This is a genomic window from Acinetobacter sp. AOR14_HL (assembly GCF_027855175.1).
GTDB lineage: Bacteria > Pseudomonadota > Gammaproteobacteria > Pseudomonadales > Moraxellaceae > Acinetobacter > Acinetobacter calcoaceticus.
This window is the reverse complement of the sequence record NZ_JAKTII010000017.1, coordinates 74,458-97,272: the sequence shown is the minus strand read 5'-3', so window position 1 is coordinate 97,272 and position 22,815 is coordinate 74,458. Positions and strand designations below refer to the sequence as shown.

The window sequence follows — 22,815 nt, the reverse complement described above, 5'->3', positions numbered from 1 at the left end:
TGTTGTTTTTAGCGAACAACGCAATTTATAAATGAAAGATTAACAGACCCTTTTCATTTTTTTAGGAGTTTTACATGGGCATTCGTATTACAGGTACTGGGCTATTTCATCCAACAGAAACCATTTCTAATGAAGAACTGGCCGTCAGTTTAAATGCTTATGTGGAACAATATAACCAAGACAATGCAGAGAAAATTGCATCTGGTGAACTTGAAGAGTTACGTGGTTCAAGTGCTGAATTTATTGAAAAAGCTTCTGGTATTAAAAGCCGTTACGTAATCGAAAAATCAGGAATTCTCGATCCGACTCGTTTACGTCCTCGTTTGTCTGAACGTTCAAATGATGAACTTTCACTTCAAGCAGAGTGGGGCGTTATTGCTGCGAAACAGGCAATGGAAAATGCAGGCGTAACTGCTGAAGATATCGATGTTGTGATTTTGGCATGTTCAAACATGCAGCGTGCTTATCCGGCAGTCGCGATTGAAATCCAGTCGGCGCTAGGTATTCAAGGTTATGCATATGACATGAATGTTGCATGTTCAGCTGCTACTTTTGGTTTGAAACAAGCGGCAGATGCAATTCGTTCAGGTGCTCGCCGTGTTTTATTGGTGAATGTTGAGATTACCTCTGGTCACCTAGATTATCGTAACCGTGATTGCCACTTCATTTTTGGTGATGTTGCAACTGCTTCTATTATTGAAGAGACTACGACTAAAACTGGTTTTGAAATCTTAGATATTCATTTATTTACTCAATTTTCAAACAACATTCGTAATAACTTCGGTTTCTTAAACCGTAGCGAAGATGCAGTGGCTGACGACAAATTATTCCGTCAAGATGGCCGCAAAGTATTTAAAGATGTTTGTCCATTGGTAGCAAAAATCATTAATGCGCAGTTGGAAAAAATGCAGTTAACTGCAAATGATATTAAGCGTTTCTGGTTACACCAAGCCAATGCCAATATGAATGAACTAATCTTGAAATATGTGGCTGGTAAAGAGGCAGATTTAAGCCGTGCACCAATTATTTTAGATGAATTTGCCAATACCTCTTCAGCAGGTGTGATTATTGCTTTACATCGTACAGGCCACGAAGTGAATGATGGTGAGTATGGTGTGATTTCATCTTTCGGCGCAGGCTATTCAGTCGGTTCGATTGTTGTACAAAAGCACGTTGCTTAAGTTGCTAGATTAATTAAAAACGCTCGTAAGGGCGTTTTTTTATGAGTGAAATAATATAAAAAAGCGAACCAAAATAGCTCGCTTAGATTGAATCAAAAGTTATTAAAACTTTTTGGTGTAGTTTACAAACAATCGGTCTTCACCAAAATCATTGCCATGTTTTACGTTGTAATCAATGCGAATGTATTGCAGGGCGACGCCTTTTAAGAATGGCTGCTGAAACGCATAGTTTAAAATCACGTTCGACTCAGTTTCGTGGTTTTTCTCGCCATTGGCTGCTTTAAAGTCATGGCCATACACATATTTCACCATCGCGTTTAAGCCCGGCACGTAATCTTTAAAGTCATAGCCGTACATGACATGGTAAGACTTCTCGTCTTCTTTAAAGAAGCCAGTGGTATTCCAGTTAATGAAATAGGTCTCTGGTAAAAAACCATCGGGTAGCGGGTAAGCTGACTCACCCATAATTTGTTGGTAGCCCAAACCAAAGGTATGGTTTTTTACTTTGAGCGTTTCTAACAACCCAATGTTTTGCGCAGCAATATCAAAAGTATTGCCATCATCTTTTGCATTGAAGTATTTAAACTTAGACGTAAGAGCAAAATTAGGTTGTTTCCAATTATGTTCAAGTCCAACATAGTGTTTGTTGTAGAGGTCTTCTAAATTACCAAAGTAGTACTCACCCTTGAGTGACGGCGTAAATTGATAACGTAGATCAACGTAGTTTAAGCCATCAGATTCTTTAGTAATTCCATTTGCCGTAAAAGAAAACTTTTTAAAATCTTCTTCATTTCGTGGCGAGACTTTTTCAACTCGACCAATTTCGGCATAAAGTTGATCCGAAAGTTGCGACTTTAAATTGGTTCCCCAATAAGAAGCGAGCAATTGTCGGCTGGCATCGACAGCGGTTACAGGCAGGTCTAGCCAAAGCTCACCCACACTCAAAAGCGTTTTGTCATAACCTAATTTTAATGTCGCCCCGTATTTTAAAAAGTCAGATGCTTGTGACTGAGTTTCTTTATTAAAAGGCAAAACAGTGTCCGCAACATGTTTATCTGAACTTAAGCGAACGGCGTATTGAACAGAAGCATCGGCACCAATCGTAATCGGTTTGTCTGCAATTTGCAGTGGAGTGTCATGCATTTTCGATTTATAAAATAATGACGCTGCCTGAGACCAACTGCCAGTGTCTTTTAAGGCATCATTGTCAAAATTACGGTTGATATAGGCGTTTTTTAAAGTGAATTTCCATTCATCTTCAGCCTGCTGATTTGGATTTGCAGCGAATGAATTGCCACACATCAATACTAAGGTTGCAAAGGTTAAAGCATGTGGCTTAAAGCGATGTAATAATTCCATAATCCATTTCCGTGATATATGCGCCAGTCCTAGGCGCATGTATGTTTACTGCTGGGTAAGCGTGTTTTGAGGGGTAAAAGTTGATGGAGTCTGTGCAGCAACAGAGGCTTTAAGATTGACCATAAATATTGCAAGTGCAGCAATCACACCCGGAATCGCAATTGCTAAGAAATTCATTTGGTGAGGAAGCTCAAATGTGAGTAGGGCTCCAGTTAAAACTGGACCGATAATCGCACCGATACGGCCAATTCCAGATGCCCAGCCCATGCCAGTTGAACGAAGTGCTGTCGGATAGAACTGTGCAACGAAGGTGTAGAGTAAGATTTGCGAACCAATTGTGGCAGCACCAGCAATAGCAATCAGGCTATATAAAATAAATTGTGGACTATTGATGCCAAGTAAAATTAAAGCTGCTGACCCAACAATAAACATGATGGTAATAACAGGTTTTAAATGGAATCTGTCTGCTAAAGCACCGCCACCAATAGCACCGACCATGCCACCGATGTTAAGTGCGAACAGGAACAACATGCTTGCACCTAGCGAATAGCCCGCTTGCAGCATAAGTTTAGGTAACCAGCTTCCTAAGGCATACACCATGAGTAAGCACATAAAGAAAGCAATCCAGAACATAAATGTGCTGAAGGTACGGCCTTGTTGGAAAAGCGCACGGACAGGTGCTTCAGTTGTTGTGCTTTCGTTTAACACCAGTTGTGTATTGGCATTTACCTGAGTTTGAGGCGCAATTTTGCTGACAATACTTTTTGCCTGTTCACTCTGATTAGATTTCACTAAAAATGCGAGAGACTCTGGTAAAAACTTCCAGATCAGTGGGAGTAATAGCAGTGGAATACCTGCAAGTAAAAACATGATTTGCCAGCCCATATCCTTAACGAGCCATGCACCGAGTAGGGCAGATGTCATGCCACCAATTGCGTAACCACTAAACATGATTGCGACCAATGTACTACGAATTTTTTTAGGCGCATATTCGGTCATGAGTGCGACCACGTTTGGCATAACGCCACCAATACCAAGGCCAGCAATAAAGCGCAAAATTGCAAATTCAGTTGGTCCTTTGGCAAAAGCACCGATAAAGGTAAATCCACTAAATAAAGTCACACAAATCAGGATGGTTTTTTTACGCCCGAGCTTGTCCGAAAGTGTGCCGAAAATCATGGCGCCAAACATCATGCCAAATAGAGCCGCGCTTGCAAGCAAACCTGCTTCTACCGCAGTTAATGACCATTGTTGCATTAATAAAGGGAGTGCTACTCCATAAATGACTAAATCATATCCATCAAAAATAATAATAAGTAAGCACCAGATTAAAACTTTCCAATGAAAAGAAGTAAAACTGGCCTTATCAATTAGCTCATTAATATTAACCTTGCTCGTATCCATTTTCTTCACCTCCAATTTGTGAAGTATCGCGTTATTTTTTAATAAGCTATTTTGTTATTGAGTTAGAGTCAAAAACCTAATTGATATATCTTTATGTCTTTAAGGTATTGTGTTTTTATTGGTTTAATTGTTTGAAAAATATTAATTTATTTTGATTGTTGAATTGGGTTTTATTATCTGTATTAAATGATAGTAAATATTATATGGTGAGAATTTCAATGTTTTTATTGGTGTTTTATTCTTGATTTTCTTGCTAAGAATCACTGATAAAAATAGAGCTAAATTTATATTATGAATTGGAGTGAAAATATTAAGACAGGAGATTAAAGTCTATTATTTAATTATTTTATAAATTGATCTTAAAAATGAAATTTAATTGATATTAAATAAAAATCGCCAAATCAGGGTTAGCAAATTATTTGCATCCTGATTTGGCGATTTAGGCTTTATTTTGGTTGGAGTGTTTAGATAAAAAACTTAATTTGTGGCTGGAGTTGATCGTGGTGTGAGAATGAAATGGGCGATTACACCAATACAAATACCCCAAAAAACTGAGCTTAATCCAAGAAAATGCATGCCTGATGCTGTTGCTAAAAAGGTAATAAGTGCAGCATCACGTTGACTATCATTTCTCATGGCGACAGAAATATTGGTAGCAATCGCGCCAAGCAAGGCTAAACCTGCCAGTGCGGCAACTAACTCTTTAGGAAGTAAACTAAATAGCATGACAATACTGCCAGCAAATAAGCCTCCTAAAATATAAAAAATCCCGTTGGCGATTCCTGCGATATAGCGTTTTTCTTTCAGCTCATGTGCATCTTTGCCCATACATAAAGCTGCGGTAATTGAGGCAAGCACAATGGTAATACCGCCGATGCAAGCAACAGCTAAAGAGGTAATACTGGTAACAGTAATAATCGGTTTGGCTGGGGTGTCGTAACCGCTGAGTTTCATAATCGCCATACCCGGTAAAAATTGGCCAGTTAGACTGACTAAAATGAGAGGAACAGCGAGGTTCAGTGTTGAGTTCCATGTCCACTCTGGGCTAATCCACTGCGGGATCGCTAAATTAAAACTCACACCAACCGGATTCATTTTGCCTAAAATGAGGCTTAATAAAACTCCGGCAACTAACACCCAAATCATGGTGTAGCGCGGCATTAAACGTTTGGCAATTAAAAAGACAATGAGCATGCTAAAGACAATAAAAGGCATGCTATCAGACGCGGTAAATAGACCAATACCAAATTGAAAAAGAATACCTGCCATCATGCCGGCAGCGACATCTTGCGGAATCCATTTAAGTAACTTATCGAAGTAACCAGTAACGCCAATTAAAAAAATAACGATGGCAGAAGTAATATAGGCAGCTACTGCTTCATTCAGTGAGACGTTTGGAAACAGGGTGACCAATAAGGCAGTACCCGGTGCAGACCATGCGGTTATGACAGGAGTTTTATATTTAATTGAAAGATAAATACCTGAAACGGCGGCACCAATTGAAATTCCCCAAATCCATGACACCATCATGTCGGTTGAAACATGGGCCCGCTGGGCAGCTTGGAAAAAAATAATCAGTGGGCCTGAGTAAGAAATTAAAACCGCAAGAAAGCCAGCAACTGTTGCTGATATAGACCAGTCATTTTTTAATATCTTTAACAGGGTTGTCATTCTTTGACTGCCTCCATGCAAATCATTTTATTTACCCAATCATGTAAAAAGATCAGGGTTAACCCTGATCTCCACCTCCGACTGGAATGACTGATCCAGTCATATACGATGCTTCATCTGATGCAAGAAATAAAATTGCATTCACTTGTTCTTGAATTGTGCCATAACGGCCCATAAATGTTCGATCTATTGTTTGATCAACCACTTGCTGCATCCAGTCTTTTTCATTTTGACTTAATGGGTTGGCATTACGCGGTACTTTCCGAGGCGGTGCTTCGGTTCCACCAGTCGCAACGGCATTGACTCGAATTCCATCTTTGGCATGTTCAAAAGCAAGTGATGCCGTTAAAGCATTTACACCACCTTTAGATGTCGAGTAGGGAATACGATTAATACCACGTGTTGCAATTGAAGATACATTTACAATAACACCCGATTGTTGCTTAAGCATGGCGGGCAACACAGCGCGGCAGCACCATAACGTTGGAAACAATGAGCGATTTACTTCCTTAATGATCTCTTCTTCGGAAAACTCTTCAAAAGGTTTCATCCAGATCGCGCCACCTACATTATTAATCAGGATATCTACCCGACCATAGTGTTCAATGGCTTTTGCAACAACCGCTTGCGCGCCTGCATAGGTTTCAAGGTCAGCGTTAATCGTGACAGCATCACCACCTGCACTCTGAATTTCTTTGAGAACTTCTTCAACATATTCAGAGCGGTCAGCCATGATGACTTGGCCACCTTCAGCTGCGACGTGCAGTGCCACGCCACGACCAATACCTTGGGCACTACCCGTAACAATCACGACTTTATTAGTAAATCTTTGACGGTTTGACATGGATAACTTCTCCACCTTGAATTAGTTTGCAGAGAATTTTTCAAACAAGAAACTAGCAGGTTTGATATTTTCAGTTTCTAACCAGCCACGCACAGCTTCTACCATTGGAACTGGACCACATAGATAAACATCGACATCGCCACCGTTTAACCATTCACTTTCAATATGACCAGTGACATAGCCTTTGCGTTCATGGTTACTCTCAGGGCTTGCAACTACAGTTCGATATTCAAACCATGGGAATTTCGCCTGCAATTCATTGAGTTTTTCTAGAGCCACCAAATCGAAATCATTGGTGACACCAAAGACTAAACGAACAGGCTGTTCTGAACCTTTTTCTTCAAGCACTTGTAACATCGACATAAATGGGGCAATCCCAGTACCGCCTGCGAGCATCAGCACTGGACGCGCTACATTACGTAAATAGAAGCTACCGAATGGACCGGTAAATGTCATTTTGTCGCCAGCTTGGGCATTTTTGCTCAAGAATTCACTCATTTTGCCGTTCGGTACGTTACGGACCACAAAGCCTGTTAAGCGATTGCCCGGTTTTGAGCTAAATGAATATGAACGTGTTTCCCCAGTTTCTGGAATTGCAACGTTAACGTACTGACCTGCAAGGAAATGAATATCCGGTTGGCCTTCATCAAGTTGAATATCAAAAGTGATGGTTGAATCTGATAAGTTTTCAACGCGGGCTAATGTGCCTTGGAAGCTATGAATTTCTGTTTTACAGACATCTGACGATGCTTGAATTTGAAATACAGCGTCTGAAGTTGGGCGGCATTGGCAAGCAAGAATATAACCTTGCTCGGCTTCTTCTGGTGTTAATGCATCTTCAATATAGGTTTCTTCTGGCATGTCATAATGACCTGACTCGCAAAATGCGCGGCAAGTTCCACATGCACCATCACGGCAATCCAAAGGAATATTAATTTTTTGGCGATAGGCTGCGTCAGATAAGGTTTCGCCTTGAGCTACGTTAATGAAACGTGTAACACCATCTTCAAATTGAAGTGCAACATTGTGGTTTGACATGGCATGTATCCTACAAAATATTTGAAACTTTTACCCTCAGCCAACAGTCCGTTTAACTGAGGGGGTATGTCTTAAAGGTGGTAAATATCAATCACTTGATTAATGTAGTCATTTTTCAAAACGACATACTTGCTCAAGATTTTTGGTTGATCACCTGAAAAATCGATCACATAACGTGACATACCGAAATAGCTGTAATTTGTCTTGTAACGGAAACTCAAGGTATTCCAGTTAAAGCGAACAGTAACTTTATCTCCATCGCGCTCGACGACTTCAACGTTGGCAATATTGTGGCTTGTGCGTGTGTCCGGCATGGTTGCAGATGAACGCTCAGTTTTAATACGGAACACACGATCTTCTAAACCTTGACGGTCTGGGTAATAAATAAGTGAAATTTCAGATTGTGGATCTTCAGTTAATTTATCGTCATCATCCCAAGCTGGCATCCAGAAAGAAGCTTCCGGTGCGTAGCATGCAATCCAGTCATCCCATTGTTCATCATCTAAAAAGCGAGCTTCACGATAGAGAAACTGAGCAATATTTTCTAAAGTTGCTTTGTCTTGAGCGCTCATGCTGTTTCTCCCTGATCAGCAATTTCTTTCTCTGATGCAATTGCGTGCTTCATGGTTTCTAACCAATATTGATGTTGGGCAAGGTAAAGACCCTCATCTTCAGTTTTGATACCACTTAACATTGGTTTTAAACCAATTTCGTTCGCTGCATCGTCTGGTCCATAAATCCAGTGTTTTGAACCACGGCACATGTCATTCCACTCAAGTGCAATACCTGCGTAGCCTGCCTGACAAGCACGAAATTCTTCTAAGTCGTCTGGTGTTGCCATGCCTGAAGCATTGAAGAAATCTTCATATTGACGGATACGGCGTGCACGAGCTTCAGGTGCTTCACCTTTAGGTGCGATACAGTAAATGGTGACTTCGGTTCTATTTACAGAAAGTGGGCGAAGTACACGAATTTGCGAACCGAATTGATCCATCAAATACACATTTGGATAGAGGCACAAGTTACGTGAGCGCTCAATCATCCATTTCGACATCGCTTCACCGTATTTTTCGGTGTATTCGTCTGCTTTCGGGAAGTTTGGACGGTCTTCTGGGTTTGCCCATTGTGTCCAAAGCAACATGTGGCCATTTTCAAAACCATACGAGCCACCGCCTTGTTTACCCCAAGAACCTGCACTCATCGCACGAATGTTATCGGCAGCTTGAGTTTCTTTACGGTGTTGAGTTGTTGCTGCGTAGTTCCAGTGCACAGCAGAAACATGGTAACCATCCGCACCATTTTCAGCGGTGAGTTTCCAGTTGCCTTCATAGGTATAGGTAGATGAACCACGTAAAACTTCCAGACCATATTCAGACTGGTCAACAATCATGTCGATGATTTTGGTGGTTTCACCCAAAAATTCTTCAAGTGAAGGAACATCCGGATTTAAGCTGCCAAACAAGAAGCCTTTGTAGTTCTCAAAGCGAGCCACTTTTTTAAGGTCATGTGAGCCGTCTTGATTAAAACAGTCAGAGTAACCAGCTTCGCTTGGATCTTTAACTTTTAGAAGTTTGCCTGAGTTGTTAAAAGTCCAGCCATGGAAAGGGCAGGTATATGTTGCTTTGTTACCACGCTTGTGACGGCAAAGTTGTGCTCCGCGGTGTGAACATGCATTGATCATGGCATTCAATTCACCGTTACGATTGCGGGCAATAATGACTGGCTGACGACCAATGTGAGTGGTGTAGTAGTCATTATTATTTGGAATTTGGCTTTCGTGTGCTAAGTAAACCCAATTACCTTCGAAGATATATTTCATTTCGAGGTCAAATAGGGCTTCGTCAGTAAACACTGAGCGATGAAGTTTAAATTCACCTGTATCGATATTATCTACAAGTAATTCATCAATACGGTCAAGATGGCTAGTATTGATTACAGGAATACGTGGCATGTCCGTTCTCCGACTTTCCAAAAGTGTGGAAGTCACCAAGGCCTTAGCTAAAGATCTACAAGGTCTTGATATCCTAATATTGTCAATGAAGCGCATGAGTGCGCTGGGTGTTTAACCGTGAATTGATGAAGATGAATTACTGGAAGATTGGCAAGAAGGCTTTTTCACAAAGCAATTCATCACTTCATCGGTTTGTTGCTTGTATATACCTTAAAAGAATGGTTAAACTGTGTCTAAGACTGAATTTGCATTTTTTTATATCTTAAAGGTATGGAAGCCTTATGGAACTAAGACATTTACGGTATTTTGTGGCTGTTGTTGAAGAGCAGAGCTTTACAAAAGCCGCGGAAAAACTATTTATTGCTCAACCACCTTTGAGTCGACAGATTCAAAATTTGGAAAGTGAGCTTGGAATTCAACTGTTTGAGCGCGGAAGCCGTCCTTTACAGACAACCCCAGCCGGACATTTCTTTTATCAGCATGCCCTTAAACTTTTGTCGAATGCTGAAGAAATAAAAAGTATGACCAAGCGGATTGGTCTGATTGAACGTAGCGTGACGATTGGCTTTGTTGGGTCTTTACTCTATGGTTTACTGCCGCGAATCATTTATTTATTTCGGCAACAACAACCTCATTTGAATATTCAATTGATGGAGTTAAGTACGACCGAGCAACTACAGGCATTAAAAGAAGGACGTATTGATGTTGGATTTGGACGTCTAAGAATTAGTGATCCTGCGGTGAGACGTATTTTGCTACGTAAAGAACGACTGGTGGTTGCTGCACATACCAGCCATCCCATTGCACAGCGTACGGAAGGGGTATATCTGGCCGATCTTATTGATGAAAAGATGTTTATGTATCCCACTTCGCCGAAACCGAATTTTTCGACCCAGCTTTTGAACATTTTTGCCGAGCATAGTTTGGTTCCAAAAAATATGCATGAAATACGGGAAATTCAACTGGCTTTGGGCTTGGTGGCAGCGGGTGAAGGTTTATGTATTATTCCTGCCAGTGCCGATACCATTCGTTTTCCTCATTTAAACTACATTCCGATTTTAGATAACGGTGCAGTCAGTCCGATTTTCATTACGGCACGCGCAATGGATCGAAGTGAAGACTTACAGCTTTTATTTGATTGTATTTATCAGGTTTACGATTTAGAAGGGATACCTTATCAACGGACGGTTTTTACACTTGATCAAAACCCGATAGATGATTCAAACGGTATCGATTTTTAAATAAGCAGGGCATAGCCTCAAAAGCTGAAGCTATGCGTTGATGTGTTTTAGAAAGCCCAAATCAGTTTTAGCCAGCTGGTGTGGCCTTCGGGACGATATTCGACTTCGGATTCTTTTAGAAATTTGGCTTCAATAGACCAGTTTTTATCGGCATATTGAATGCCTGGACCTATTGCAAAAGCCTGTCCTTTAAACCCAATGTCATTTCCGTTTACTTTGTCATCTGTGGTTTGTTTAAAAGCATAGCCTTCAACTGCAACTTTGAGTTTGGGGTTAATACGGTAGCCCAAGCTATAGTCACCCGCAATGTATTGGCCAGACTGGTAGTCGGTCGCGTCGTTACGTGTATTCCAGCTATAAGACAGTTTAGTTGAAAGATCTAAACCTGCCGCGTTGGCATAACTATAGGCAAGAATAGGTCGAATGGTGTGATAGTTTTTCCCGAGATTGGCTTCAACTGGATGTATCGTACTTGGATTGTCATATTCACCTGTCCCGAGTACGGTTTCTAGGGCTGCGATCCAGTGATGATTTCCTTGATGCCAGCCGAGCATACCACCCAAAATTAGGTCACCGAGTCCTTGGTTTGAGTCAGTCATTCCATTTACTTTTAGTCTTAGATCAACCAATGGCTGGGCTGCATAAAAACCAAGTTGTCCCTCCATAATTTTTTGATCAGTCATCCAGACCAAACGAGGAACCACGGCGTTGACATCAACATGGAACTGGTCGGGACCATTTTGAAACTCTGATGCATGATAATTTTGATAATAACTGAGTAAATAGACACCAGCAGGTGGTAGGGCACCTGCCATCATACCTTCGGCTCCTAAAGCAAAAGAGTCTGCGCCATTTTCTGTTGCAAATGCAGAGGGAAGGTAAAAGGCGCTAATTGCACCACATATGATTGCAGAGATTTTGTTGTTCATAGAATGTCCTATTCTGTGTTGTTTGGTTTGTCACTAAAAAAACGTTATTCCTTAACGATTTTTAAAAATTTGAGTCTGTTTTAACCTGTAATTTTGGGATGCAGAACTCCTGTGAGCTTTGTATTTACTTTCGCTAAAGCGCAAATACAAAGCTCATTTGAAAAAGCAGATTGCTTAAAGGTTTATCTTTAAATATGTTTGAATAAAGCCGAACGCGATTGTCCAGCAGCACCATCGGCTGCACTTAAGAAACGTTCAGTGTGAATATCACGTTCGAATAAGCGGCTTTGCATGAGTGTTGAAATTGCCGAGTCGATCATGATTGGTGGACCGCACAAATACGCTTTGTGTCCGCCACATCGATTTTCAAAGTAATCGGCAACAGCCTCATGCACAAATCCAGTAAATCCAGTCCATTGGTCTTCTGCTTTTGGGGCATTGAGGGCAGGGATATAACGGAAGTTCGGATAGTCTTTCACAAGTTGTTTAAACAATTCTCGGTTGTATAGCTCTGCCAAGTCTCTTGCTCCTTGGAAGAGGTAAATCGTGCGACTATCTCCAGACTCAAGTAAGTCTAAAATCATCGATTGTGGACTTGAAAGACCTGAGCCACCTGCAATGAAAATGGCATTTTGATCATCTGACTTGCGTACGAAAAATTGACCATAAGGGCCTGAAATATCAAGCTGATCACCTGTGGCAAGTTGTTCATGTACATAAGTCGTCGCTGCGCCACCTTCAACTTTACGAATATGCAGCTCAACAATGCCGACTTCACTTGGTGAATTGGCAATTGAAAACGCACGAGTTCCTTCAATATCAGGAAATTGGACATTGATATATTGTCCAGCCTGAAACTCGATTGGACGATCTAGTTGTAGACGAATACCCTTAATGGTTGGCGATAAGTCTTTCATTTCAATGACTGTCGCTTGATAGTCTTGAACCAAATGACCTAAGAAATCTGGGTCTTCATCGACATCGGCTTCAATAACCATGTCGGACTGTGGTTTGCAGCAGCAGGCAAGTACCTTGTTTTCATCGCGTTCAATATCCATGAGCGCAAATGGAGAAGCTTCACCAACATCGTAAAAACCGTCGGTGACTTGAACCTTGCATGTTCCGCAAGTGCCATGACCACAGGCAAAGGGCAACCAAACACCTTGGCGTAAAGCGGCGTCTAAAATAGTTTGGTCTTCTTCTACTTCAATCGTTGTTCCGATCGGTTCAATGGTGACTTGATAACTCATGACACACCTCCGAATTAAACATAGCTGTCGTTATAGCCATTTAATTCTGGCGTAACGAAACGAAGTAATGACTTATGACCAAAACCAAGCTCTGCCAAGCTTTGTGTACCCTCTGGATTTATTGTTTGACCATCTAAGGTATATTGCACTTTTGACCAATCAATTTTGGCAAAATCTGGATGTTGGGCAAAACCACCTGTAATTTGTTGCTCAATCAACTGTCCAAAAGTTTGTTGAGGCGAGGCAAGCATGGCATGTGCCGAGCAAAAAAGGGTGTGATGATCCCAACCCACGTAAAGTAAGAATTGATCGCCATAATTTTTTTGCAGATCCAGTGGTTCAAATTGATAGTTGTTGTGTATCGCGCGAACAGTCATGTTCAATCTCCTTATTTCCTATCAGGCAGCTTGATGACTGCCTGAACAATTCCTTGTGCTTAAGCTGCGTTGCCTTTCCATTTTTTCCAGCGCTGTTGGTCTGGTGAACCTTCAATATCCAGATTGTCGGCACCGACATTCATGCGGTAATAATCGCGGAGCATAGTTTCGAGGTCACCGCCACCACAGTTGCCTTGCAAAATTTGATTTACAGGTAGCCATGCTTGTATATATTTCTCAGGCTCGCGCTCGAAAATGTCATGACAACCATCTGAACAGGTGTGGTAGCGTTCGCCTTGATAGATGCTATGGCGATAACTAAATTGAGTCGGATCATCGCCCATTTCGGTAAAGGTCATAGGAATCTGACAAACCTGACAAAGCTGTGGTAAACCTGCGCTATAGAAGCGTTTACCTTCGGCTTCCATTTTGCGAGCCAGTTCCCATTTTGGACGGTAGTATTTATCGAAAGTGTCTGGATATTTAGCCGATAACCAATCCATTTCTTCGTCGGTTGGAATCCATGTATGGAAACCGGCAGCATGACCAAAGTTATAGAAAATCCACCATGCCTGATGTGAGACATGCTCTTTTTCTTTCACAATCACATCACTATATTTCGGCATACGAATGCCATAACGGCTTAAATCTTTAAATAGCGCGCCGCCTGCCTGTTCAAAGTAAACTTCCCAAGCTTCTTTCCAAGACATCACTTTGTTTGGCAGCATGTAATCCATCATCATGCCCACAATTGAAAGCAAACGCGTCCCACGCCAGAACCATTTATCAATCCATTCCTGCACAATCGGTACGTTGTCTTCATGTTGTTCGAGCAAGAATTTTACGATTTCCAGACCAAGCGTCATGTGGCGCGCTTCATCTGACTGCGCACTAAAGCCAAAGGTTACAGTTGCCATATCGCCGTTATAGGCTGCACCTGACATAAACGGAACAAACAGCAAATTGGTAAGTACATATTCAAAAGCAAAACTAATCGCTAATAAAAATTCGAAAGGACCAGCAGAACGGGCATCTTCAAAAAATGATTTAGGCACAGACAAATACCAAACACGGTCATGCATATGCGCCCAGTCCTGAAAACCATCAAAGAACTTGTTGTAATGGCTCATGGCATGAATTTGGGTCTGTACATGACGCAGCTCATCAATCGACTGCATCTGAGAAGCAATACGTGCTCCAATACCACTAAACTGGCGGCCTACGTGGGCATAGCCTTGATAAGCCTGATATTCAAGTGGGGTAACTGCCGTTAAAAAGAGTTTGATCGCATTGAGGTAGCGTTCATTGCTGACATTCATCTGACCATTGTTTTGAGCAAAGGCATCAAAAATGGCATAAAGTTTTTTCTCTTTTTCTGCCTGATATTTCCAGTATGAATCCATGGTCAAACGGAACGGATCTTCCCATTTAGACCAGTCAGTAATTTTGATGCCTTCAAACTCTTCATAAGGGAAGGCTTCTTTACGGTCAGCATAGGAAAAGTCCCAGTCCAGATCACGAGTTAATGCACGGTAACGATCTTTAGCATTTAATTTTTTGCTGGTTTCTTTAGTTTGAGTTGTCATGATTGATCATCCTTAAATCTTTGTTAAACAACGTCTATGTTGTGATTAATTCCAATGAAGACGGAAAGTATCGTCATCTTCTTCGACATTGCCGCCTAGCGTAATCATGTTGAGTTGTAATGACTGGATGTCCCAATCTTGGCCTAATTTTTCAGAAACGGTTTCGGCTTTAATGACCAAATCAGTTTCACTTTCAATTCGGATCATGGCGGGCAAATACTGAATTGAAGCTTCAGGGTTATCTTCTTCAATCGCTTCGAGGATGTAGCGTGAAGTATCGTTGTCTTGTAACGCGAGATAGACTTTAGACATGTTGCTTCTCCTTAAGCGTTTGCAAGTTCTGGTTGTAGGCCGAGTTTTTTTGCACGTTCAATAACGGCTTGTTCTGCTTGATCGACTGCATCTGCTGTTAAGGCTGCTGTTGCCCAAGGTGTAAAGGCTGCTTTCACTTGAGCCAAAGACTGAGCGAACCATTCATTTAATAGCTGTTTGTTGTGATCCGACTCTGCTGCGGCAGTTTTAATGACAGTGTCTGACCACTTACGTAAATCACCTAAAGTGTCTTTCATAAATTCGGTCAACATAGCTAAGTCGCGAGCATTTTGACTCACTAACCACTGATCAAACTGTTGATAGACAAGCTCTGTCACAAAGCCGTCAATCACAAGATTTTGTAATAAGAAAAGTTTGAAGTAGTCTTGCTCGGTGAGGCTTTCTTCACACAGACGGCGTAAGCCTTGCCATGCTGGATGTTGCATCCACGCCTGTTTTGCCTGTTGTAATGAGTCGCCACTGTTACCATCTAAAGCTAAGCCAATCCGTGAGATATACTGCGCTATTCCTAAATGATCCATCGCAGCATAAATACAGGCTTGGGTAAGCACAGTGCCATAACCATAGGCACTGCCAGACATCATGTGTAAGTTTGCAGTTTGTTCAACGTGGCGAAATGGCAATAGGCATTCAATCACCTTTACTTTGACTTCATCAGACAAATGTTCTGCAAGCTGACGTTTTTCAAAAAAAGTAAAATTACTTTCAGCAGTATCTTGCAGACGCGCACGGTGCTGAACATAAGTTCCATAATAGAATTGACGTGGATCTTTAAATGCATACCAGTCTTGCATTTGCAGGGCAGTATGGGTTTTATCATTTAAGGTCTTTTCAGGTTTCCACAACGGACGATAGTGAAAGTTAGTCTCTGCCTGTACATCAAAACTGACTTCTTGATATCGAGTTGCTGGCTTACTGCCAAATCGTCTTTCGATATAGGCGTAGTTCTGGCGGATGGGTTCGACATTTGAAGTTTTGATTTCTAAAGTCATAGTTTTATCTCCTTATATTTTTACATTTGATCATCGTGATCTTTGCTATTACGTTGCGTGCCGACTAGGGTTGCTTCATTGCCATAGCGCCATTTTTCTTCCTGAGCATCGTTAAAAGCTTGCTGCTCTTGGGTCATTTCAACCACTTGATTGGTTTTACAAAAATCATTAAATGCATGTTTAGGCAAAACCAGTTCCACAAATAGACTTGGGTCGTGAATGGCAAAATCGAATTCGATAAACTCTGCGTTTAAGTCGCCAGTGACCCGAATATATTTGGTTAATGCTTCGACTTGAGGTTGCGTCATGCTGTACTCCATCAAGACATGGTCTTGAAATTGATGAATGCTCCTTGCTCTCACTATTAGCTTTACAAAAGCTATGCCAACTTTATTTTTATTATTAAAAACAATTAATTAGAATTTTTATGGAAAGTGAGGTGTTTTTTAAATTCACCATTTCATGAATTTTTTTGAATGATGAAATAGAGATATTCATGATTTGATGAAGAGGGTTGTAAAAATTTATTTTTAGAATGTTTGAGGCTTTAAAAGGAGAAATTTAGAAATACTTTTTTAGTATGAAGTTATGTCTTTAAGGTACTAGGACATTTATCTTGTTCTTCGATAAGATGAGATAACACCCAAATGTGTTTAATGGATTAAAACAGATCACTCATGGCTCGAGTAAAATACGATACAACGGGACGATACGCAGATCATCCGCAAGAAATTCACGATTTGCTGTCTAAACTGCACTTTGATACTGCCCACGGCCAAATCTGGTTTGATGAATATCGGATGCTGCTTTTACACACCAGCATTATGGGATATTTACGTAAAGATTTAGCGCACATGATTGGGCTTGAGCGGACTAAGCGTTTCTTTATTCGTTTAGGGTATCAAGCTGGGTTAAAGGATGCAGAAGTGACAACAAAGATGCGTCCAGATCTAAATGAATACGATGCTTTTATGGCAGGTCCACAAATGCATGCGATTCGTGGAATGGTTCAAGTACAGGCCAACCAGCTCAATTTAAGCCACGATAAAAAACAGTTTTATGCCGATTTAAACTGGCTTAATTCTTTTGAAGCCGATGTACATTTAGAGCATTTTGGCCCAAGTGCCGAACCTGCGTGCTGGATGCTTCTTGGTTATGCATGCGGATATAGCAGTTTTGCGACGGGCATGACCATTATTTATCAAGAAATAGAGTGTAAGGCCTGTGGCGATGAGCATTGTCGTATTATCGGTAAGCCTTTAGAAGAGTGGGAAAATGCAGATGAGCTGATTCAGTTCATGTCACCCGAACCTATGGAAAAAGAACTCATTGCGTTGCAGGCTGAACTGTTTGAACTTAAAAAATCAATTTATAGCGACAGCGAAGCCGATTACCAATTATTTAGTTCTGTGGGTAAGTCAGCATCTTATAAACAGGTCTGTGCATTACTAACAAAAGCAGCAGGTTCGAAAGTTTCCATTTTGCTACAAGGCGAAACAGGCGTTGGTAAAGAAGCTTTTGCACGAGGAGTTCATGAAAATAGCCAAAGAAAAGACCAACCTTTTATTGCAGTAAACTGTGCAGCGATTCCACCAGAGTTAATTGAGTCTGAATTATTCGGCGTAGAAAAGGGGGCTTATACAGGAGCGCATCAATCCCGCTTGGGTAAGTTTGAACGAGCCAATGGCGGAACTATTTTTTTAGATGAAGTAATTGAGCTTTCACCTCGTGCACAAGCGGCACTATTACGCATTTTGCAAGAAGGTGAATTTGAGCGAGTCGGAGATTCACAAACTCGTATTTTAGATGTCCGTGTAATTACAGCAACCAATGAAGATCTTGAGCAAGCTGTGAAAACAGGACGCTTTCGGGCAGATTTGTATTATCGCTTAAATATTTTCCCAGTGCAGATTCCGCCTTTGCGAGAGCGCCGTGAAGATATTCCTTTATTGGTTGAACACTTTCTTCATCGCTTTGAAAAAATGTACGGTAAAACTATTCAGGGTGTAAGTGAAAAGACCAAAGTTTTTATGCAGCAATATGAATGGCCGGGCAATATTCGCGAGTTGGAAAACTTATTAGAAAGGGCCGTTTTATTAACGGACGATCAGCAGCTGATTAAGTTAAATGCCATTTTCCCACAGATCAAGCATGACCCAGAGCAGGCTGTAGCTGTTGAAACTGACTTTGAGCAATTATTAAAGGCAGATTTTAATTTAGAAGAACACGAGAAGCAGTTAATTTTAATGGCTCTAAAAAAGGCAAATCATAATGTGTCTGAAGCGGCACGTTTATTGGGAATAACTCGGGCAGCACTGGATTATCGAATTAAAAAATTTCAGCTTTGAGCAAATATCAACAAGATCAAAAATAAAGGCCTAACTTTAAATGTTAGGCCTTATTCATTATTGTACTTGAGCTGGAAAACCATCTTCATCCAGCGCTTCGGTAATTTTTTCGACACTTTCACTGGTTTCGACAGTCACTATTTTGGTCGCTAGGTCTACATCTACTTTTGCATTTGGGTCGACATCTTGAATAGTTGCTGTCACGCCACGAGCGCAGCCACCGCAAGTCATATTTTCAATAAGTAGTTTCATGTTCATACTCCATCAAGAATGAGATGTTTGTTTGGATAACACTGAGTCTAAACCTTGTCATGATTGTAAGGTCAAGACCAATTTTTTAAAAAATATGCTTGACCTTCCCATGATGGGAATCTGTATGCTCAATACAGAATATTAAATTTTGCAGATTTGCAGAGGTGTTTGATGGACTCAAAAAACACAAAATTGCCAGCATATAGTGAAACACTTCCAATCGAAGGCATGACCTGTGCCTCATGTGTAGGTCGTGTCGAAAAAGCACTTAAGAAAGTTGAAAATGTAGAGACTGCCAACGTTAATTTGGCAACAGAAAAAGCTGTTGTATATTCAAACCAACCAATTCAGCGTGAAGCACTGGTTAAAGCAGTTGAACGAGCGGGTTATGATGTTCCCAAAGCGGCACCAGTGGAATTGTCTATTGAGGGTATGACCTGTGCATCTTGTGTGGCACGAGTTGAAAAAGCCCTTAAAAAAGTAAACGGCGTTCAAGAAGCGACAGTTAACTTAGCCACAGAGCAGGCTTGGGTTCAGGCAGATGCATCAGTCAATGTTGAAGACCTAATTCGCGCTGTTAAAAAAGCAGGTTACGACGCAAAAGCCTCTGAAAAAAATCAAGATGAGAAGCTCGACAAAAAAGCGTCAGAGTTAGATCAGCTTAAAAAAGATTTGATCATTTCGGTTGTATTGGCTTTACCTGTGTTTATTTTGGAAATGGGTTCACATCTAATTCCAGCTTTTCACATGTGGGTCATGCACACGATTGGTCAATACAATAGCTGGCTTTTACAGTTTGTTTTGACAACACTGGTCTTGGTTTTTCCCGGTCGCCGTTTTTACCAAAAAGGTATTCCAGCCCTATGGCGTTTAGCACCAGATATGAACTCTCTGGTGGCTGTTGGAACCTTGGCTGCCTATAGTTTTTCTGTTGTAGCAACCTTTATGCCGCATGTGTTACCACAAGGCACAGTCAATGTTTACTTTGAAGCGGCTGCTGTAATTGTCAGCTTAATTTTACTTGGGCGATATTTTGAAGCCAAAGCTAAAGGTCGTACTTCACAAGCGATTCAACATTTAGTGGGAATGCAGCCAAAAACTGCTCGTATTCAGCGTGATGGTCAAGTAGTGGAAGTTACAGTTGCCGAAGTAGTTAGTGGAACTATTGTAGAAATTCGTCCGGGTGAGCGTGTGCCTGTCGATGGTGAAGTAGTTGAAGGGCACAGCTACATTGATGAATCTATGATTACGGGTGAGCCTGTTCCTGTTGAAAAAATAGTAGGGCATCAGGTGGTTGGTGGTACGGTCAACCAGAACGGTACTCTAAACATTCGGGCAACCGCCGTTGGTTCTTCTTCTGTGCTTTCACAAATTATTCGCATGGTTGAACAAGCCCAAGGTTCTAAACTTCCAATTCAGGGTTTAGTCGATAAAGTCACCATGTGGTTTGTGCCAGCGGTGATGCTCATTGCTGTAGTGACTTTCTTGGTCTGGTTTATTTTTGGGCCAGAGCCTGCGTTAACTTTTGGTTTGGTCAACGCCGTTGCAGTACTGATTATTGCTTGCCCTTGTGCGATGGGACTTGCAACACCAACTTCTATTATGGTCGGTACTGGACGTGGTGCTGAGCTCGGTGTCTTGTTCCGTAAAGGCGAAGCTTTGCAGCTTTTACAAGAAGCGCAGGTGGTTGCCGTTGATAAAACTGGAACGCTCACTGAAGGCAAACCCACACTGACAGACTTTAATGTGCAATCTGGTTTTGAGCGTGAACAAGTGCTGACGTTGGTTGCCTCGGTTGAAGCCAAATCTGAACACCCAATTGCTCTAGCCATTGTTCAGGCTGCTGAGGGCGAGGGAATAACTTTATTACCAGTAACAGCATTCAACTCGATTACAGGTTCAGGTATTGAAGCTGAAGTGTCAGGTCAAAAAGTACAAATTGGCGCAGACCGTTATATGCACCAACTTGGTTTAGACACCAGCTCATTTCAAGCGATTGCTGCACAGTTGGGTGAAGAGGGTAAAACGCCGCTTTATGTTGCCATTGATCAACAACTTGCTGCGATTATTGCCGTTGCAGACCCAATTAAAGAAACAACCTATGCTGCCATTGAGGCCTTACATCAATTAGGTCTCAAGGTTGCCATGATTACAGGGGACAACCGTCATACAGCGCAAGCGATTGCGAAAAAACTTAATATTGATGAAGTTGTGGCGGAGGTCTTACCTGAAGGTAAAGTGGACACCGTTCGCCAGCTGCAAAAGCAGTATGGTCGTTTGGCTTTTGTAGGTGATGGCATTAACGATGCACCAGCCTTGGCGCAAGCAGATGTCGGCTTAGCCATTGGTACAGGAACAGATGTTGCTATTGAAGCTGCTGATGTTGTGCTTATGTCAGGTAGTTTAAAAGGTGTGCCGAACGCAATTGCGTTAAGTAAAGCCACTATGCGCAACATACGCCAAAACTTGTTCTGGGCATTTGTATATAACGTTGCACTTATTCCAATTGCGGCAGGCGCATTATATCCAGCATTTGGCGTGCTACTTTCACCTATGTTTGCAGCAGGAGCGATGGCACTTTCTTCAGTCTTTGTTTTAGGCAATGCATTACGCTTAAAACGTTTTCATGCGCCAGTACAGTGAGTGTGCTGAAACTCATATTTTGGTTTAAGATCATGACAGAAGGTCTTAAACCAAATTTAATATTTGAGGTGTGAGATGAATATCGGTCAGGCATCTAAACAGTCTGGTATTTCAGCAAAAATGATTCGCTACTATGAAGAAATCGGTTTACTTGAAGCCGCTCAGCGCTCTGCTTCAGGCTATCGCATTTATTCAGAAACAGACCTAAAGACTTTAAACTTCTTAAAACATGCCAGAGAGTTAGGTTTTTCATCCGAACAAATGAAAGAGCTGATTTCGCTTTGGAAAAATACCGATCGGCATAGTGCAGAGGTGAAAGCCTTAACCGTAAAACATATTGCTGAATTAAAACAGAAAATTGCGCATTTACAAGAAATGGTTAATATTTTGCAGGCATCAGCCGATGATTGCTGTGGTAACCAGCAAGCTTCTTGTGCCATTTTAGATCACATTGAAAAAGGTGTAGGTGTAAGCTAAATCTTATTAAAATAAAAAAAGGAAAAATCATGGCTTATACAGCTTCTTGTCTTTGTAATGGTATTCAACTCAGTATTAATTCCGAATTAGCACCCATCATGGTTTGTCATTGCACGCAGTGCCAAAAAGCCCAAGGTGCTGCTTTCGCTGCCATTACTCAAGTACAAAAAAATGACTTAAATATTGTGCAGGGTGAAAACCTTTTGCAGGCTTATTTTGCATCACCTAATAAAAAGAGAGTGTTCTGTAAAACCTGTGGTTCACCGATCTGGAGTGAGCGTCTAGATAAGCCTGAAGTAGTGCGTTTAAGGGTAGGGCTTATTAATGAAGAAATATCGACATCTGTCATTTCTCATGCTTTTGTGTCTTCAAAAGTGGAGTGGTATCCAATTTGCGATAGTGCTCACCAATATCAAAATGGGGTAGAAAACCCTTAAATATTAAGGTTGGATCGTATTTTATTCATTTGTAAAAAAACGTGAACAAGACTAGCCATGAATAAATAATGTGCTATAACTGTACTTAAGGTAATCGTAATATCTCCTCGATCCACAGGGAAACTTGGGACAGGGCAAAAGATACGATAAGACCTTACATATAGCTAGCAAAGAGCATGTAAGAGATGGATAGACACAAATCTTAGATTGCTCACCGTTGCAGAAAAGCCCGTGAAACGGGCTTTTTTAATGCCTATAAAAAAGCCATTTATAGTCTGGTCATCCAATAAATAAATTTTTTTATGACGCCATTTTTTACCATATGGTCTTAAGCAAATAAAACTCTGAAGAAATAATAAAATATTTTAAACATACAGACTATTCTGTATTGCAATTTAATTTATTTATAGGTACATTTACTTAACGGTTTAAAGTTCAAGTTTAATAATGGACTCATGGTCGTTGTGGGAGATCTAAGAGCCTGCATTCTTCCCCAAGATGC

Annotated in this window: 20 protein-coding genes and 2 pseudogenes; 7 read left to right on the top strand and 15 right to left on the bottom strand. The window is 41.1% G+C overall.

Annotation, left to right across the window (positions count from 1 at the left end; all coding sequences use genetic code 11):
* Positions 1–74 precede the first annotated feature (74 nt).
* Positions 75–1,181 (top strand): beta-ketoacyl-ACP synthase III, encoded by a 1,107-nt coding sequence (locus MKL38_RS16505; protein ID WP_270903816.1) that lies wholly within the window; start codon positions 75–77, stop codon positions 1,179–1,181.
* A 102-nt stretch (positions 1,182–1,283) separates the two neighbouring features.
* On the opposite strand, the gene MKL38_RS16500 is transcribed toward MKL38_RS16505, so the two are convergent.
* The 7 genes and pseudogenes from MKL38_RS16500 to benA form a co-directional block, all read right to left on the bottom strand.
* Positions 1,284–2,540, bottom strand: coding sequence for an OprD family outer membrane porin (locus MKL38_RS16500; RefSeq protein ID WP_270903815.1), 1,257 nt, complete (start codon positions 2,538–2,540; stop codon positions 1,284–1,286).
* Between the two features lie 45 nt (positions 2,541–2,585).
* Complete coding sequence (locus tag MKL38_RS16495) at positions 2,586–3,944, bottom strand: aromatic acid/H+ symport family MFS transporter (protein ID WP_270903814.1); 1,359 nt, start codon at positions 3,942–3,944, stop codon at positions 2,586–2,588.
* Between the two features lie 477 nt (positions 3,945–4,421).
* Positions 4,422–5,615, bottom strand: coding sequence for a benzoate/H(+) symporter BenE (gene benE, locus MKL38_RS16490; RefSeq protein ID WP_270903813.1), 1,194 nt, complete (start codon positions 5,613–5,615; stop codon positions 4,422–4,424).
* A gap of 58 nt (positions 5,616–5,673) precedes the next feature.
* Positions 5,674–6,459, bottom strand: coding sequence for a 1,6-dihydroxycyclohexa-2,4-diene-1-carboxylate dehydrogenase (locus MKL38_RS16485; RefSeq protein ID WP_270903812.1), 786 nt, complete (start codon positions 6,457–6,459; stop codon positions 5,674–5,676).
* 21 nt (positions 6,460–6,480) lie between these two features.
* The gene (gene benC / locus MKL38_RS16480; RefSeq protein WP_270903811.1) at positions 6,481–7,497 is read right to left on the bottom strand and encodes a benzoate 1,2-dioxygenase electron transfer component BenC; all 1,017 of its coding nucleotides are present in this window, start codon (positions 7,495–7,497) and stop codon (positions 6,481–6,483) included.
* Positions 7,498–7,549: 52 nt separating this feature from the next.
* Positions 7,550–8,069, bottom strand: a pseudogene (benB, locus tag MKL38_RS16475) (benzoate 1,2-dioxygenase small subunit).
* Complete coding sequence (gene benA, locus MKL38_RS16470) at positions 8,066–9,448, bottom strand: benzoate 1,2-dioxygenase large subunit (RefSeq protein ID WP_270903810.1); 1,383 nt, start codon at positions 9,446–9,448, stop codon at positions 8,066–8,068. Before benA ends, benB begins: the two are co-directional and overlap by 4 nt.
* Before the next feature lie 107 nt (positions 9,449–9,555).
* Between benA and MKL38_RS16465 the strand changes: the two are divergent.
* Together MKL38_RS16465 and MKL38_RS16460 are read left to right on the top strand one after the other, a co-directional pair.
* Positions 9,556–9,685 (top strand): annotated as a pseudogene (locus MKL38_RS16465) (hypothetical protein).
* Between the two features lie 44 nt (positions 9,686–9,729).
* Positions 9,730–10,689 carry a LysR family transcriptional regulator gene (locus MKL38_RS16460; RefSeq protein WP_003652630.1) on the top strand — a complete coding sequence of 320 codons (960 nt, stop codon included), beginning with the start codon at positions 9,730–9,732 and terminating at the stop codon, positions 10,687–10,689.
* Between the two features lie 47 nt (positions 10,690–10,736).
* Here MKL38_RS16460 and MKL38_RS16455 read toward each other — a convergent pair whose 3' ends face one another.
* The 7 genes from MKL38_RS16455 to MKL38_RS16425 all read right to left on the bottom strand — a co-directional run bounded on the left by MKL38_RS16455 (position 10,737) and on the right by MKL38_RS16425 (position 16,464).
* A complete protein-coding gene (locus tag MKL38_RS16455) occupies positions 10,737–11,618 on the bottom strand; it encodes a SphA family protein (RefSeq protein WP_270903809.1) in 882 nt (293 codons plus the stop codon).
* Between the two features lie 188 nt (positions 11,619–11,806).
* On the bottom strand, positions 11,807–12,868 hold the full coding sequence (locus tag MKL38_RS16450; RefSeq protein ID WP_270903808.1) for an NADH:ubiquinone reductase (Na(+)-transporting) subunit F: 1,062 nt from the start codon (positions 12,866–12,868) through the stop codon (positions 11,807–11,809).
* Positions 12,869–12,882: 14 nt separating this feature from the next.
* Entirely contained in the window at positions 12,883–13,245 is a 363-nt protein-coding gene (locus MKL38_RS16445; protein ID WP_198078862.1) for a phenol hydroxylase subunit P4, read from the bottom strand.
* Positions 13,246–13,304: 59 nt separating this feature from the next.
* Entirely contained in the window at positions 13,305–14,831 is a 1,527-nt protein-coding gene (locus tag MKL38_RS16440) for an aromatic/alkene/methane monooxygenase hydroxylase/oxygenase subunit alpha (protein ID WP_151744609.1), read from the bottom strand.
* Between the two features lie 45 nt (positions 14,832–14,876).
* Positions 14,877–15,143 (bottom strand): MmoB/DmpM family protein, encoded by a 267-nt coding sequence (locus MKL38_RS16435; protein ID WP_000049450.1) that lies wholly within the window; start codon positions 15,141–15,143, stop codon positions 14,877–14,879.
* Positions 15,144–15,154: 11 nt separating this feature from the next.
* Positions 15,155–16,156, bottom strand: coding sequence for an aromatic/alkene monooxygenase hydroxylase subunit beta (locus tag MKL38_RS16430; RefSeq protein WP_270903807.1), 1,002 nt, complete (start codon positions 16,154–16,156; stop codon positions 15,155–15,157).
* A 20-nt stretch (positions 16,157–16,176) separates the two neighbouring features.
* A complete protein-coding gene (locus tag MKL38_RS16425) occupies positions 16,177–16,464 on the bottom strand; it encodes a phenol hydroxylase subunit (RefSeq protein WP_199942425.1) in 288 nt (95 codons plus the stop codon).
* Positions 16,465–16,833: 369 nt separating this feature from the next.
* Here MKL38_RS16425 and mobR point away from each other — a divergent pair, with 369 nt between their 5' ends.
* Positions 16,834–18,504, top strand: a complete 1,671-nt coding sequence (gene mobR / locus MKL38_RS16415; protein WP_270903806.1) for a phenol degradation transcriptional regulator MobR — start codon at positions 16,834–16,836, stop codon at positions 18,502–18,504.
* 57 nt (positions 18,505–18,561) lie between these two features.
* Here mobR and MKL38_RS16410 read toward each other — a convergent pair whose 3' ends face one another.
* The gene (locus MKL38_RS16410) at positions 18,562–18,762 is read right to left on the bottom strand and encodes a heavy-metal-associated domain-containing protein (RefSeq protein WP_080592898.1); all 201 of its coding nucleotides are present in this window, start codon (positions 18,760–18,762) and stop codon (positions 18,562–18,564) included.
* Positions 18,763–18,927: 165 nt separating this feature from the next.
* Between MKL38_RS16410 and MKL38_RS16405 the strand changes: the two genes are divergently transcribed.
* The 3 genes from MKL38_RS16405 (at position 18,928) to MKL38_RS16395 (ending at position 22,313) form a co-directional block, all read left to right on the top strand.
* Positions 18,928–21,399 (top strand): heavy metal translocating P-type ATPase, encoded by a 2,472-nt coding sequence (locus MKL38_RS16405; protein WP_270903805.1) that lies wholly within the window; start codon positions 18,928–18,930, stop codon positions 21,397–21,399.
* A 75-nt stretch (positions 21,400–21,474) separates the two neighbouring features.
* Positions 21,475–21,876, top strand: a complete 402-nt coding sequence (gene cueR, locus MKL38_RS16400; RefSeq protein WP_005048061.1) for a Cu(I)-responsive transcriptional regulator — start codon at positions 21,475–21,477, stop codon at positions 21,874–21,876.
* Between the two features lie 29 nt (positions 21,877–21,905).
* Complete coding sequence (locus tag MKL38_RS16395; RefSeq protein WP_270903804.1) at positions 21,906–22,313, top strand: GFA family protein; 408 nt, start codon at positions 21,906–21,908, stop codon at positions 22,311–22,313.
* Positions 22,314–22,815 lie beyond the last annotated feature (502 nt).

Excerpts from the sequence above, each read along its gene's own strand:
- MKL38_RS16440 (WP_151744609.1), bottom strand. The coding sequence starts at position 14,831 with ATGACAACTCAAACTAAAGAAACCAGCAAAAAATTAAATGCTAAAGAT.
- MKL38_RS16430 (WP_270903807.1), bottom strand. The coding sequence starts at position 16,156 with ATGACTTTAGAAATCAAAACTTCAAATGTCGAACCCATCCGCCAGAAC.
- MKL38_RS16410 (WP_080592898.1), bottom strand. The coding sequence starts at position 18,762 with ATGAACATGAAACTACTTATTGAAAATATGACTTGCGGTGGCTGCGCT.
- MKL38_RS16405 (WP_270903805.1), top strand. The coding sequence starts at position 18,928 with ATGGACTCAAAAAACACAAAATTGCCAGCATATAGTGAAACACTTCCA.
- MKL38_RS16395 (WP_270903804.1), top strand. The coding sequence starts at position 21,906 with ATGGCTTATACAGCTTCTTGTCTTTGTAATGGTATTCAACTCAGTATT.
- MKL38_RS16460 (WP_003652630.1), top strand. The coding sequence starts at position 9,730 with ATGGAACTAAGACATTTACGGTATTTTGTGGCTGTTGTTGAAGAGCAG.
- MKL38_RS16425 (WP_199942425.1), bottom strand. The coding sequence starts at position 16,464 with ATGACGCAACCTCAAGTCGAAGCATTAACCAAATATATTCGGGTCACT.
- benC (WP_270903811.1), bottom strand. The coding sequence starts at position 7,497 with ATGTCAAACCACAATGTTGCACTTCAATTTGAAGATGGTGTTACACGT.
- MKL38_RS16500 (WP_270903815.1), bottom strand. The coding sequence starts at position 2,540 with ATGGAATTATTACATCGCTTTAAGCCACATGCTTTAACCTTTGCAACC.
- benA (WP_270903810.1), bottom strand. The coding sequence starts at position 9,448 with ATGCCACGTATTCCTGTAATCAATACTAGCCATCTTGACCGTATTGAT.
- benE (WP_270903813.1), bottom strand. The coding sequence starts at position 5,615 with ATGACAACCCTGTTAAAGATATTAAAAAATGACTGGTCTATATCAGCA.
- MKL38_RS16445 (WP_198078862.1), bottom strand. The coding sequence starts at position 13,245 with ATGACTGTTCGCGCGATACACAACAACTATCAATTTGAACCACTGGAT.
- MKL38_RS16435 (WP_000049450.1), bottom strand. The coding sequence starts at position 15,143 with ATGTCTAAAGTCTATCTCGCGTTACAAGACAACGATACTTCACGCTAC.
- mobR (WP_270903806.1), top strand. The coding sequence starts at position 16,834 with ATGGCTCGAGTAAAATACGATACAACGGGACGATACGCAGATCATCCG.
- MKL38_RS16450 (WP_270903808.1), bottom strand. The coding sequence starts at position 12,868 with ATGAGTTATCAAGTCACCATTGAACCGATCGGAACAACGATTGAAGTA.
- MKL38_RS16495 (WP_270903814.1), bottom strand. The coding sequence starts at position 3,944 with ATGGATACGAGCAAGGTTAATATTAATGAGCTAATTGATAAGGCCAGT.
- MKL38_RS16485 (WP_270903812.1), bottom strand. The coding sequence starts at position 6,459 with ATGTCAAACCGTCAAAGATTTACTAATAAAGTCGTGATTGTTACGGGT.
- MKL38_RS16455 (WP_270903809.1), bottom strand. The coding sequence starts at position 11,618 with ATGAACAACAAAATCTCTGCAATCATATGTGGTGCAATTAGCGCCTTT.
- MKL38_RS16505 (WP_270903816.1), top strand. The coding sequence starts at position 75 with ATGGGCATTCGTATTACAGGTACTGGGCTATTTCATCCAACAGAAACC.
- cueR (WP_005048061.1), top strand. The coding sequence starts at position 21,475 with ATGAATATCGGTCAGGCATCTAAACAGTCTGGTATTTCAGCAAAAATG.